The organism is Acinetobacter kanungonis (genome assembly GCF_009939195.1).
GTDB lineage: Bacteria > Pseudomonadota > Gammaproteobacteria > Pseudomonadales > Moraxellaceae > Acinetobacter > Acinetobacter kanungonis.
Genome location: NZ_JAACKC010000002.1, coordinates 323,407 through 337,406, shown reverse-complemented (window position 1 = coordinate 337,406; position 14,000 = coordinate 323,407). Strand labels below are relative to the sequence as shown.

General features: G+C 43.6%; 11 protein-coding genes. 5 read left to right on the top strand and 6 right to left on the bottom strand.

Annotated elements, in window-relative coordinates:
• Positions 1-135 precede the first annotated feature (135 nt).
• Entirely contained in the window at positions 136-966 is an 831-nt protein-coding gene (locus GWK51_RS05745) for an inositol monophosphatase family protein (protein WP_100241865.1), read from the bottom strand.
• Between the two features lie 116 nt (positions 967-1,082).
• Complete coding sequence (dxs, locus tag GWK51_RS05740) at positions 1,083-2,990, bottom strand: 1-deoxy-D-xylulose-5-phosphate synthase (RefSeq protein WP_161933017.1); 1,908 nt, start codon at positions 2,988-2,990, stop codon at positions 1,083-1,085.
• A gap of 300 nt (positions 2,991-3,290) precedes the next feature.
• Between dxs and ribA the strand changes: the two genes are divergently transcribed.
• Entirely contained in the window at positions 3,291-3,893 is a 603-nt protein-coding gene (gene ribA / locus GWK51_RS05735) for a GTP cyclohydrolase II (protein WP_100241867.1), read from the top strand.
• Between the two features lie 29 nt (positions 3,894-3,922).
• On the opposite strand, the gene hemN is transcribed toward ribA, so the two are convergent.
• Positions 3,923-5,293, bottom strand: coding sequence for an oxygen-independent coproporphyrinogen III oxidase (gene hemN / locus GWK51_RS05730; protein ID WP_161933016.1), 1,371 nt, complete (start codon positions 5,291-5,293; stop codon positions 3,923-3,925).
• Positions 5,294-5,525: 232 nt separating this feature from the next.
• Between hemN and hemF the strand changes: the two genes are divergently transcribed.
• The 3 genes from hemF (at position 5,526) to aroE (ending at position 7,845) form a co-directional block, all read left to right on the top strand.
• Positions 5,526-6,467 (top strand): oxygen-dependent coproporphyrinogen oxidase, encoded by a 942-nt coding sequence (hemF, locus tag GWK51_RS05725; protein ID WP_161933015.1) that lies wholly within the window; start codon positions 5,526-5,528, stop codon positions 6,465-6,467.
• Between the two features lie 286 nt (positions 6,468-6,753).
• Positions 6,754-6,960 (top strand): hypothetical protein, encoded by a 207-nt coding sequence (locus GWK51_RS05720; RefSeq protein WP_142767701.1) that lies wholly within the window; start codon positions 6,754-6,756, stop codon positions 6,958-6,960.
• Positions 6,961-7,056: 96 nt separating this feature from the next.
• Positions 7,057-7,845: a shikimate dehydrogenase gene (gene aroE, locus GWK51_RS05715; RefSeq protein WP_161933014.1), complete on the top strand. Its 789-nt coding sequence runs from the start codon at positions 7,057-7,059 to the stop codon at positions 7,843-7,845.
• 78 nt (positions 7,846-7,923) lie between these two features.
• Here the strand turns inward: aroE and GWK51_RS05710 are convergent, their stop codons facing one another.
• On the bottom strand, positions 7,924-10,344 hold the full coding sequence (locus GWK51_RS05710; protein ID WP_161933013.1) for a hypothetical protein: 2,421 nt from the start codon (positions 10,342-10,344) through the stop codon (positions 7,924-7,926).
• A gap of 240 nt (positions 10,345-10,584) precedes the next feature.
• Between GWK51_RS05710 and GWK51_RS05705 the strand changes: the two genes are divergently transcribed.
• Positions 10,585-12,408 carry an acyl-CoA dehydrogenase C-terminal domain-containing protein gene (locus GWK51_RS05705; protein WP_161933012.1) on the top strand — a complete coding sequence of 608 codons (1,824 nt, stop codon included), beginning with the start codon at positions 10,585-10,587 and terminating at the stop codon, positions 12,406-12,408.
• Positions 12,409-12,569: 161 nt separating this feature from the next.
• Here the strand turns inward: GWK51_RS05705 and GWK51_RS05700 are convergent, their stop codons facing one another.
• Together GWK51_RS05700 and GWK51_RS05695 are read right to left on the bottom strand one after the other, a co-directional pair.
• Positions 12,570-12,887, bottom strand: a complete 318-nt coding sequence (locus tag GWK51_RS05700; protein ID WP_235941083.1) for a rod shape-determining protein — start codon at positions 12,885-12,887, stop codon at positions 12,570-12,572.
• 254 nt (positions 12,888-13,141) lie between these two features.
• A complete protein-coding gene (locus GWK51_RS05695) occupies positions 13,142-13,978 on the bottom strand; it encodes a hypothetical protein (RefSeq protein WP_161933011.1) in 837 nt (278 codons plus the stop codon).
• Positions 13,979-14,000: the final 22 nt, after the last annotated feature.

Sequence of the window (14,000 nt, the reverse complement as noted above, 5' to 3'; positions counted from 1 at the left end):
CCCTTTTTAATCGACTTTTACCATTTTTTTACAAAACATGATTCAAAGATGCAATTAAGCCTCAGAATTGTATAAAAAAAAGCCCTCAATTTTTGAGAGCTTTTTTTGTCATGACTTGATCGCGTAAGTATGCAATTACTTCGCTGCATCGCCCCATGCTGGCACAACCGCCTGCATTAATGGCTTCAACATTTTCATTGAACACGCAAGCACTTGACCATTTTCCATAGAGTCGCTACCACCACGTGCATCAACCACAGTACCGCCCGCTTCTTTCACAATCAGCTCGCCTGCTGCGATATCCCAAGGCTTAAGACCCAATTCGAAATAACCGTCATAACGACCAGCAGCCACATAAGCAAGATCCAATGCAGCAGAACCAGCACGGCGATATTGCGCACCCGCTTCAGTCACATTCAATAAAGATTCGAAGTGGTTTTTCGCATAAGAAACGATTTCACCATTACGTTTTGCACGGTACGCATGACCTACAGCCAAGAAGGTATTTTCAAGACTGTCTTTCACATTTACACGGATACGACGTTGGTTCATCATGGCACCACGACCACGACTTGCAGAGAACAACTCATCACGCACAGGATCATAAATTACCCCGTGTTGAGTTACACCTTTATGCTGAACAGCAATAGAAATACAGAAATGCGGTAAGCCGTTAACGAAGTTCAGTGTGCCGTCTAAAGGATCAATCACCCAGCACCAATCTGCATCGTGACCTTTACCTTCTTGTAGACCAAACTCTTCGCCAAGGAAACTGTGGTTTTTATAGCTTTTACGTAGGGTATCGATGGTCAATTGTTCCAAATAACGGTCAACACGCGTTACTGGACCATCAATTCCTTTTTCTTCGACTTGTAGATCAAGTTTATGACGATTTTGATGCGCTTTTAAAAGCTCTAGACCGACTGTTTGAGCCGCACGCGCAGCCATCACCACCATAGGTTCCATTGAACACCCACTACAAATTTGAAGAGATTGATTAAAGAATAATGCATAAAAGCCCTTATATCTTATCAAATATAAGCGCTTTTAGGGAAAAAATGTTTCGAAAATTTAGCTGTTGATCAGCTTATGCTTTGTACAAGCTTTGACCACACAGATTCTACTGATTTAACAATACCTTGTGCATCGAGACCTGCCTGCTGCAACATTTGACTGTGTGTCGCCTGATGCATAAAGGTATCGGCCAAGCCTAAATTCAGCATCGGTTTGACAATTTGTGCCTGTGCTAAATATTCATTCACTGCACTGCCCGCACCTGCCATTACCGCATGCTCTTCCACCGTAACAAACAACTGGGTTTGATCGGCTAAGCGTGACAACATCTGTTCATCTAAAGGTTTCACAAAGCGCATATTTACCACACGCACGCCAACCTCAAGTTGCTGTGCCAGTGTATGTGCCGCCTCGACCGATGCCACCACTCGACTACCAAAGGCCAGAATACTGATCTGCTCATCTGCTGTTTCGTTCAACTGCAAGACGATTTCAGCACGACCAATTTCTAGCTCGGTCATCTGCTGCTGAATATCCACACCTAAACCATTGCCACGCGGGTAACGTACAGCCGCGGGTCCTGGGTATAAATAGGCGGTATGCAACATTTGACGACATTCATTTTCGTCTTTTGGCGCCATGATCACCATATTCGGTACAGTACGCATAAAGGCGTAGTCATAGGCACCCGCATGCGTTGGTCCGTCTTCACCGACCAAACCTGCACGGTCAATGCCAAAAGTGACATCCAGATTTTGTAATGCCACGTCATGAATCAGTTGGTCATAGCCACGCTGCAAGAAGGTCGAATAAATGGCAACCACAGGTTTTAAGCCTTCACATGCCATACCCGCAGCCAAAGTCACTGCATGCTGTTCTGCAATCGCGACATCAAAGAAACGCGCTGGATATTGTTGCGCAAACTTAACCATGCCTGAGCCTTCACACATGGCAGGGGTAATGGCCAATAAGCGTGCATCTTGTGCCGCTTCATCACATAACCACTGACCAAAAACATCCGAATATTTCGGTGCTGTTTGTGGTGTAGCTTTTGCATTTATTTTGCTAATGGCGTGGTATTTAATTTGATTGGCTTCGGCAGGCTCAAAACCTTTGCCCTTTTTTGTATAGACATGAATTAGGCGTGGGCCGCTACGCTTTTTCAGTGCTTCAAACACCTGCGCCAATTCTTTGACATTGTGGCCATCAAAAGGTCCGAAATAGTCAAAACCAATGGCTTTAAATAAATTATCTGCAGCTTCTGTTGCCGATTGATGCAAACGCGAGTTGTACGACCATTTTGGATGTGGCTGGACGTAAGCCTCGCCTTGCTCCGAGATATGCACCGATTGACCGCTTTCCCAAATCGCAGCCAAATGCTTGGCGAAACCACCCGTACTGCATGAAATCGACATATCATTGTCATTCAATACCACCATAAGATCAGCATTGTGTGCCACTGCGTCATTCATAGCTTCAAAGGCCATCCCCGCAGTCATGGCACCATCACCTACGATCGCAACCACTTCGCAAGGGTTCTGTTGGTAACGACGCGCCAGCGCCATCCCCAAGCCTGCTGAAATTGCAGTCGAAGAATGCCCTACCCCAAAGGTATCAAAAATCGATTCTTCTCGCGCAGGGAATGCCGCCAAACCATCTTTAGAACGAATGGTGGTCAACTGTTCACGACGACCCGTTAAGGCTTTATGTGGATAAGCCTGATGCCCCACATCCCAGATCAAGCGGTCATCTGGGGTATTAAAACAGTAATGCAGCGCCACTGTAAGCTCAATGACGCCAAGGTTGGCACCAAAATGTCCGCCGCTTTGCCCAGCTGCATACAAAATAAATTGACGTAACTCATCCGCCACTTGTGGTAGTTGATCACGCGCGAGCAAACGCAGTTGTTGTGGATGATCGATCGTATCCAGCAACGGTGTTACAGGGCGTTGAGTTGGAATTTCTGTATACAACATATGTGGCAAAGCCTTCTAAAGCCTGGCAAATCCTAAGCTAGGTAAATGGGTTATTCGATCATCTCGAATGATATCACTTTCAATCAGCCACATTTCTGGCGATGCATTCTTGAGTACAAAACTCAATTGGCGTTTTTTGGTGCGTAGATTATCCTGAATAATATAACGTTTTATCAACTATTATCGTTCGCTTTCTACAAAAAAGAAAATCTTGAGCACATTTTCAGCATCACTCTTCTACTAATGTCCAAGCATTACGCTATACTTTAGTCAATTTATACACTATATACGGGTTAAACAGTGCCTATAGAATTTGTCGCAACTTCTCGCCTTCCCACTGCTTTTGGTGAATTTAAAATTACGGTCTTCCAAGATCCTAAAACAGGTGAAGAACATGTGGCGCTCTCTAAAGGACTCGATACACCGCCAACGGGTCCAGTATTGGTTCGCATTCACTCGGAATGCTTGACTGGTGATGCGTTCGCATCATTGAAATGCGATTGCGGTCCACAATTGCAAGCCACACAAAAACTGATTAATGAAGTCGGGCAAGGCGTGATTTTGTACTTGCGTCAGGAAGGTCGCGGGATTGGACTGACCAATAAAATTCGTGCCTATGCCCTGCAAGATCAAGGACATGACACCGTTGATGCTAATTTAATGCTGAATTTACCTGCCGATGCGCGTCGTTATGACATGTGCAGCATTATGCTGGATCATTTAAATGTTAAAGAAGTCCGTTTAGTCACCAACAATCCATTAAAAATTAAAGCCTTAACCGATCTTGGCATTAATGTGATTGACCGTGTCCCGCTTACTGTCGGCTTAAATCCTTTCAATGAAGATTATTTAAAAACCAAACATGAGCGTATGGCGCACATGTACAAAAAGGATGACTTCTAAGTCATCCTTTTGCCTGTTTTCTGACGATGTTAAATCGTCATTGAGAAAATACGATTGTTCGGCATCTTGCGACTGAGGCGTAAATCAAACGCCATACAGATATTACGCACGAAAGGTTTGCCCTGTTCAGTAATCTGAATGCGATCTGATGCTATGCTTAACAAGCCGTCTTTTTGCATTTCTTGCAGTTGCTGTAACACCTGCGGCAGTTCAGGAAATACCAATGCTTGATCTTGCCATGACGTAGTGAAAGTACACATCAAATTCAGAATGTGCTGTCGGATTACCAAGTCTTCTGTGGTGAGTACATGCCCGCGATACACAGGAATTTCATTCTGCTCCAAACGTGCATAATAATCTTCTAAGGTCTTTTCATTTTGCGCAAAACTGTACCAACTGTCACTAATTGCGGACAGTCCCAAACCAATCATGACTTGGGTTTTTGATGAGGTATAACCCATAAAATTACGGTGCAAATTTTCCTGCTGAAAAGCTTGATACATCTTGTCATGAGTCAAGGCAAAATGATCCATGCCAATTTCGTGATACCCCTGCGCCAACAGTTTTTTCTTGCCTTCTTCATAGAGCTGACGTTTCAATGCGTCTTTTGGCACATCCTGATCTTTAAAGCCACGCTGCCCATTGCCCTTAATCCACGGTACATGCGCATAACTGTAAAACGCCAGACGGTCGGGCTTTAAACTGTTGGTTTGATCAATGGTATGTAATACATCAGCTAAATCCTGAAACGGTAAACCAAAGACCAAATCATGCGAAATGGAGGTATAACCAATCTCTCTTGCCCAATCCGTCACTTGTTGCACATGCGCAAAGGGTTGAATGCGATGAATGGCTTTTTGTACTTTTTCGTTATAATCCTGCACCCCATAACTGACACGGCGAAAACCCAAATCATACAGGGCTTGCAGATGTTCGCGCGTGGTATTGTTCGGATGTCCTTCAAAACTAAACTCATATTCATCTGCAATTTTAGCCTTTGCCAAAATTCCCTGAATCAACTGGGTTAAATGTTCAACCGAAAAGAAGGTCGGCGTACCGCCGCCTAAATGAATTTCTTTAATAATCGGCTGATCGACTATAAGCTGACAGTACAGGTCCCATTCTTTTAACACCGCCTGAATATAGGGCTGTTCCATCTCATGCTTTTTGGTGACTTTTTTATGACACCCACAGAAGGTACACAGGCTTTCACAAAAAGGCAGATGAATATACAGACTAATGCCTTCGCTGGCATTGGATTCATCAAAAGCCCGTTTTAAGCTCTGTTTCCAAAGCGCCAGACTAAAATCTTGCTCTTCCCAATAGGGTACAGTCGGATAACTGGTATAGCGTGGACCAGCAACATTGTACTTTTGAATCAGTGAATTGGCTTGAGTCATGGGTGCCCCATTTAAATCTTTGCTTGTAAATACAGGCTTTCAGCCCCTATTGTGCGGAGCTTAAATCAAGAATTCAACCTAGCCTTTTAGTCGGAATAACGGTTGCCAGATCAGCAAGATAGTTCATCTGAATCAAATCAAACGACCTCTCTGTTAAAGAAAAAATCCTTAAGTTTTTTATGATTTTATGTTACATGTTAAGGCAACTTTTATTTTACTTTAGAGGCTTGAGATGCAACATCCAACGTCCACTGATATTCAACGTGTTCGTGATTTTCTCCTCGACCTGCAAGCCCGTATTTGTGCCAGCCTAGAACAACAAGAACGTGCTGGTGGTGGAACGGCTGAATTTGAGATTGATGACTGGCATCGTCCTGAAGGTGGTGGTGGACGTTCACGGGTCTTGCAAAATGGGACAGTGATTGAAAAAGGTGGAGTGATGTTCTCGCACATCAACATTTCCAAGCTGCCTGCTTCTGCGACCGAGCGCCACCCCACCATTGCAGGCGCTAAGGCACAAGCCATGGGCGTATCTTTGGTGATTCATCCGAAAAACCCCAATGTACCGACCTCACATGCCAATGTGCGTCTCTTTGTCGCAGAGCCTGAAGGACAAGACCCAATCTGGTGGTTTGGTGGTGGTTTCGATTTAACCCCATTTTATCCGAATGATGAAGATGTCTTGGCTTGGCACCAAAAAGCCTGTGAACTGTGTGCGCCATTTGGTGATGACATCTATGCACAGCATAAGCAATGGTGCGATGACTACTTCTATTTAAAACATCGCGATGAACAACGCGGTGTGGGTGGCTTATTTTTTGACGACCTGAATCAATGGGATTTTGAAACCTGTTTTAACTATATTCAAGCGGTCGGTAATGGTTATTTAGACGCGATCTTACCGATTTTCCAAAGAAATCAAGACAAACCTTATACCGAAGCACAACGCGAATTCCAGCTGTACCGTCGGGGTCGTTATGTGGAATACAATCTGGTCTATGACCGTGGCACATTGTTTGGCTTACAAACAGGCGGACGGATTGAATCCATTTTAGTGAGTATGCCACCGCTTGCCGCATGGTCCTATCGTCCCGAATGGGAACAAAATAGTCCTGAAAAACGCCTGACTGATTATTATTTAAAACCACAGGATTGGCTCAAGCTACTCAAATAGACGCTCAGCCTTACAATTTTAAAACCTTAGTTACGCCCTTTTTGAACAAATTAGGGCGACTTTTTGCTCAGATTCTGTATATTTCCCTACAAACTCCCCGTAAAATGCCCTCTACAAAAAATGTCTATTCTTTGCATAAATCAAAAATACGGTCACAGCTTTCAAATAGCATTCGTGTTCATTGCGGTTTAAAAATACCTAAGCTCAATGCGTTTATTTTTAGTATATTCATTTGAGTGACATTAAAATCCAGTATCGTTCTGTACTGTTATCTGAGGTATCTAACATGTTCGCAAAAAGAGTAAGTTCAACCATCATGGTTCTTTTCTGCTTTGCCATTGTCTTTCTAAGCTCGATCAGTACTACGATTTTTTCCGAAAGTGCATTCAATGATAATGCCTCAATCAGTATTGCTGTCCTTGCAGGTATTGGCTTAACCCTGACCACGGCAAAACTCATCTTGGAGACCATTCACGATATTTGTAACCCATAAGCACTGGATCTCTCCCGCAGAAAAAATGGGGGAATGCTTTAGCCTTGGTGCAATTTACCGTATATTGAACAGCATTTCTCACATGGATTTTGTGCGATGCGCAAACAATTCGCTGTCATCGGCAACCCGATTGAACAGTCTCGTTCCCCAGAACTACATCATGCCTTCGCGGCAAAAACAGGCATTGATTTACATTACAGCAAACGCTTGGCGCCCTTGGATGGCTTTGAAGCCAGTGTGCAGGAGTTTTTTGCGCATGGTGGTTGCGGGATGAATGTTACGGTTCCATTTAAAGAACAAGCCTTCGCACAATGTCAGGTGCTGACCGAACGCGCCAAAATGGCAAAAGCAGTCAATACCCTGTGGATGCAGGATGGCAAACTGTATGGCGACAATACTGATGGGCAAGGTCTGGTGGATGCCATTCAAGCCTTGGGCTGGTCACTCGCACAAAGCCGTATTTTGATTTTAGGTGCAGGCGGTGCAACACGTGGCGTGATCTATCCACTGGTACAGGCGGGCGCAAAAAAAATCGTCATTGCCAATCGCACCTTATCGCGTGCAGAACAATTGGTTGCAGATTTACAACCACATGTCCACGCAGCAGAACTGAGTGCCACTGCCCTAACCGATTTGGCGGGTGACTATGATCTGGTGATTAATGCCACGTCTGCCAGCCTCAGTGGTGAAGCCTTGATTCTTCCAGAACAACTGACGTTCCAATATGCCTATGAAATGGCCTATGGCAAGCCATCGACTTTCCTCGATCAAGCCAAAGCACGGGGTGTACCGACCTCAGAAGGCTTCGGCATGCTGGTTGGTCAGGCGATTGAAGCTTTTTCAATTTGGAACGGGGTAAAACCTGAATTAAAGGATTTCATTTAATTTCCACATCAAAGATGTCAACGCCTTTTAGCCATAAAAAAGCCAGCCTCAATCGGCTGGCTTTTTCTGTAAAACGTCTTATTTCAAATGGGTCGCTACATCCACATAAGCTTGTTCATACAAATCAAAATCAAACAAACCATTGTGTTCTTTGTTGAGCTTGGCTATCGACTGTTCTGAAAGCTTATGCTTTCGATCATCTGCAAATGCCTGACCCAACACAGCCGCTGCCCCAGTTAAAGCTTTCGCCTGCTCAGCATTCAGCTCATAATCGTCTTTGAATAACTCAGCATAATAATTGGCAAAGATGGCTTGTGGAGTTTTGTATTGCTGAATCCGTTTATCCCACGCCTGACGTTCTTTGGCACCTTCTGAAGCTTCTTGCACAATACGCGCAGCACTATAACCCAGCTCATCAAACTGATCGGGTTCCAGCAATTTGTGCTTTTCTTTCAGAGCATTCAAACGTGTTAAAGCTTTGCCTTGAGGTTCATCTAAACGATCATTAAAGCGATAGGCATAGACTTCTGCAATTTCATTCAGTTCCGTATTGCTATAGTGTTTGACCACTTCAGATCGATTGGCTGAGAGCATCAACACAAAGACTGCCTGATAGGTTTTGACATAAGAACCCGTCTTGGCATACGTCTTCACGGCTAAATCAGACAATTGTTCATCAAAACTCAAAGGTTCTGCCTGTGCTCCCGCTGCAACCTCCTCAGACACACCCAAGGACTTGGCAAAGCCACTAATCACATTTTCCAGCATGGAGCCTTTGGTGACTTCTTCAATTGACTTGGCTTCGCGTAAAGCTTTTTTATCAATTGGTGTGGCACGCCCATAATTTGAGACTTGCATATCAACATGCACCCCCATTTTGCCGATGGTGTCATCCTTAAATTCTAATTGATAATCCAAATCCACTGCGCGACCTTGTGCATCTAATGCCACTTCAATGCGGATTGGCATCGTTTGTCCACTGTCTGCAACAGCAGCCTGAATTTCTGCTTGATGCTTTAGCCACAGCGCTTTAAAGGCTTGCACATCGGTTAATTGCTCACTGACATAAGGTTCAAAAATATGTTGCACCGTTTGCATGGCAACCAGTTTTTTCTCTAAGCTGGACGCTGAAGTCGAGACTGGGGCACTGCCTTGTTCAGCTTGTAGTAACTTGATGCCATACATATCCTGACAATACGTCACATCACCTATCGCCAAATGTTTTTTACTCGTCAAGAGTGCCTCGCAAGCCTGTTCAGACAACACACTGGTTTCTTCTGCATCCGCATTGACTGCACGGGCATCTACATCGGTTTCGACAGCATCCTCTGCATCGGTATACGCAGATTCAGCCATATCGCAGGTGGTCTGATCACCTCCACAACTTGCTTCTTCGGCCTCAACCACCTCATCTGCTGCATCTTGTCCTACATAGAGCAGCTCATCCAAACGTTCATTAATTAAAGTGCTGACGCGATCGGAAGAAGCATAAGCTTGTGCACTAATCGAGCCACCCGCCTCTTCAACTGCGGCTACTGCTTTTTCTGCCTCAGCCATTGAAGTTGCTGCAGCATCCTCACTTCCCGAAGCAGACTCAACCAAGCCCAAAACCTGTTGATTGAAATATGGCTTGTTGACCTGTTCAAAGGCACTCATTTGCAGGATTAAACTGCCCAAATCGCCTTGATAGCGAATTTTGTTGCTGATGCCCTGCTGTTTTTCTTGCGCGCTTACATTCACACGCTGTAACTGCTGCGCATCCGCGAGCATATAAGGCAAAGCATTAACTTGCTTTAAATAATCGATCAGCTTTGGCAGACTGACACGCTGGAATTCCTTCTTGTATTTAGAGAAATCTAGATAGGCATAAGACGCCTGACTATCTTTATTTACCAAGTACGGCATTAAGGCAAAATAGTTGGCATAGAATTTATAGTTTTGAAAATCCATCACCATTGGCACTTTGGCTTCAACCAATAAGGTCGGTTTTTGATACTTCGCGACTAAATTCAAAGATGCCAATTTGTCGCGATAATGCACCGAACCATCGTAATTGATTTGCAAATCATTCATGAAATTCGTGATTCCCGCAGCGACACGTGCTGCCGAAGAATCCGAACCTTTACCATAACGCGCATATGGATTTTGCTGTTCAAGCATGGCCGCATATAAGGCTTGTTTTTCTTGCTTGCTGAGAGACAGGTGTTGCTGTTTCAAATATTGGTCTAGCTGCTTTTGAATTGCAGGGTCTAAAGCCTGTGCTGCATTGGCTGTTTCTTTGGCACCTGAAACTTTGCCTGTACTGGTATCAAACTGAAAGCCCATGCTGCCGCGATAATCATAGCTTGGGTATTCGTACATGGCATTCACACCTTTGACCGCTTGCTGTTCTAGGGTCAGCTGCTCAGAAGATGCATTCGGATTGGATTTTATGACATGCTGGGAGCAACCGATCATGCTCAAACTTAAAAGACAGCAACTTAAATATTTTAAACGCATAGGTTTTTTTAAACCCCTTATTTATTTATACTTTAAGACATCAAGAAAATTGATTAAACGATCAAAAGACCGCGGTTACTGTAGCAAAAAAATACAATATTTTGATAACATTTTTTACGTCAATTAGCCTTTCTGACATTTTTATTGGGCTACACTATCAATGTATTTTTATAACTAATGTGAATAATCAAATTATCGATTCGGATAATCCAAAACTATTTTTAAATTAGGATTAATATCATGCCAGCATATAAAGCCCCACTACACGACATTCGTTTTTTAATGAATGAAGTGTTTGATTACCCTGCACATTATAAAACTTTATCCAATGGCGAACTCGCCGATGCTGACACTGTAGACATGATTCTAGAAGGTGCAGCGGATTTCTGTGAAAACGTACTTTCTCCGTTAAACCAATCTGGCGATGAAGAAGGTTGCCATTTTGACAATGGTGAAGTGAAAACACCAAAAGGCTTTAAAGAAGCGTATGACCAGTTTGTTCAAGGCGGCTGGCAAGGTCTTTCTTTCCCTGAAGAGTTTGGCGGACAAAACTTACCACAATCGCTAAACCTGATTAAATCGGAAATGATGGGCACGGCAAACTGGTCATTCCAGATGTACCCTGGCTTAAGTATTGGCTGTATGAATACCATTTTACAGTTTGGTAGTGATGAGCAAAAAAATCTGTATATGCCGAACTTGGTCGCAGGAACGTGGTCTGGGACAATGTGTTTGACCGAACCACAATGTGGTACCGACTTGGGTCAAGTCAAAACCAAAGCTGAACCCACTGCTGATGGCACTTATCATATTTCAGGCACCAAAATCTTTATTTCAGCAGGTGAACATGACCTGACTGAAAACATTGTGCATATTGTATTGGCACGCTTACCCGATGCACCTGCGGGTACCAAAGGTATTTCCCTGTTTATTGTGCCAAAATTCTTGGTCAATGAAGATGGCAGCTTGGGTGAACGCAACCCTGTGAGCTGTGGTTCAATCGAGCACAAAATGGGGATTCGTGCCTCTGCGACCTCTGTATTGAACTTTGACAACGCTGTGGGTTATTTGATTGGTGAACCCAACAAAGGTTTACATGCCATGTTTACCTTTATGAATACCGCACGGATTGGTACTGCAATTCAAGGCATTGCCCATGCAGAGCTGTCTTTCCAAGGTGCATTGCCTTATGCCAAAGAGCGTATGTCCATGCGTGCGCTTTCTGGTAAAAAAGACCCCGAGAAAGTCGCAGATGCGATTATTCACCATGCCGATGTACGTCGCATGTTGCTTACGCAAAAAGCCATTGCGGAAGGTGGTCGTGCCATGATTTATCATGCGGCACAAATTGCCGATAAAATGGCGGATGCCTTAACCCGTGGAGATACCGCAGCCTTTGAAGAACATGATGATCACTTAGGTTTCTACACCCCTATTTTAAAAGGCTTCCTGACCGAACTAGGCTATGAAGCGGCCAACCACGGCATGCAAGTCTACGGTGGTCATGGATACATTAAGGAATGGGGCATGGAACAGATTGTTCGTGACTCTCGTATTTCAACACTGTACGAAGGCACGACTGGTGTACAGGCGCTGGATTTAATTGGTCGTAAAGTTTTACTAACCTCTAAAGGTAAAGTGATTCGTGATTACACGGCTGAAATTTTGAAATTCTGTGGTGTGCATGCACGTAATAAATACATGCGCCGTTTTGCATGGGACTTAACCAAGCTTTGCGCACAATGGAATGCATTAACCGTCCGCATTATGTTGGCTGCACGTAAGGATCGCGACATTGTCTCCAGTGCTTCGGTAGACTTCTTGATGTTCTCAGGTTATGTCATGATGGCGTACTTCTGGGCACAACAGGCTGCGGTGGCATCTGCCAAACTTGCGGCAGGTGAAGGTCAAGAAACGGCTGAATTCTATAAAGCCAAAATTAAAGTGGCAGACTTCTACTTTGAGCGTTTATTACCGCGTACCCAAGGTCATGCCGAAGCGATGGTGAATCCTTCACGCACCATGACTTCTTTGGCGGCTGAACATTTTAGTTTTGATTACTAATTGATAGTTAAAGTTAAAAAGACCGCTGAGGCGGTCTTTTTTTCAGTTTTCAATATGTACTTTAGAAATTCAGTTTAATTTTCAATTCCGCTTTTAAATATGGTTTAAAGCAGACTGAGTATTAGTTATTAGACTTCAATCTCATCAAAAATACATAAACATCAGCGACCATTCATTTCAATCTCATTCCCGTGTTGGTCATAGAGTTTGACTTCACGCACCCCTGCACCCAAAAACAATTCTGTAAATGCACGTATTTCAATGCTTGCCAGACCATGTGGTATGGGTTCCATAATTTGAACAATGGCAATAGGGGTTGTGATCTTTAGAAAAGAGAACCCTTGAGAATGATGCTTCATCAGGGCTTTTAACGTTGCTGAAGCCCGCTCAAAATCGGCCAACACCATTCTGGGATGGTGATAAGGCATGTGGGGTGTTTCTATTGCTTTAACGGTGTCATCCCTTTCCATCAATTTCATACAGTCTTTATAAAAATGTACCCACAAGCTTTAGGAAATTTATTTAAATCATGTTTGATCATTTCTAGTTCTTAGTTTGAAGATTTATTGGGTTATAAAGAAATTCTCATCATAACAGTTGCTTCTAAATATCTTATGTTTACCCAATTCAACTCATGCATTGTCATCTGTTATACACGTCTTTTTATTTATCAATAAAAAGAATCTAACCATCTTATCGATAGTTAGATTCTGCACTACGTTATTGAATGGGATTATTTTACAGTGACTGTAATTGCACCTGTATTCACTGCACCAACCGCTGTAGTTTCTATATTACCCAATGTGTTGGTAAATCCTGTGGTATTTACAGAGGCATTAATATCCCCTGAGTTAAAGGCAACGTTAGCCGCTGCATAGTTACTGGCTGTACTTGCCACTGATGAGGCACTACTTGTACTAATTTCTGCCTCAACACCAGCTGCGAGTGCTGCTGTAAAAGCTTCACTTGCGGTATTGTAATAATTATTCGCATTATAGTACCAACCACTGATACTACCATTGCTACTAGAGCTCTCATCAGAGACACTACTACCATGGTGGTGCCCACCGTCAACTTCTTCATAAGATGAAGATGACTGTCCAGCTGAAGCTTGGCCTCCTCCTGCAGTTTGGTCAGAAAGTGCCGTAGTCTCTGAATCAGTATGGTTTACATAACCTGCTACACCAGCTTTAAAGCTGCCATCTAATGTTGTTGATTGGCTGGCAGTTGTACTGCCTTGTTGAAGATTAATGGTCCCGTTATTAGATGCACCGAGTGCCATCGTTTTAATATCACCTTGCAATTTATTCATAGACTGAGCATCTACTTGAAAGCCATGATGATGATTTGTGCTGAGATCAAAACCTTCACCCGTTGTAGTCACACTTGCATCCACTTTGCCCGTATTGATTGCAAGGTTCAATGCGGAACCATCGAGACCTTGTTTCGCGATTGTTGCTAGAGTGTTGGTTAAATCAGTATCAACCACAATTTGCGTGTCAGCCATAGCCATACTAGATAGACAAGCCATTGATACCGACAAGACGATTGTTTTAATTTGTGTTTTCATGATTATTTCCTTGTTTATCCTG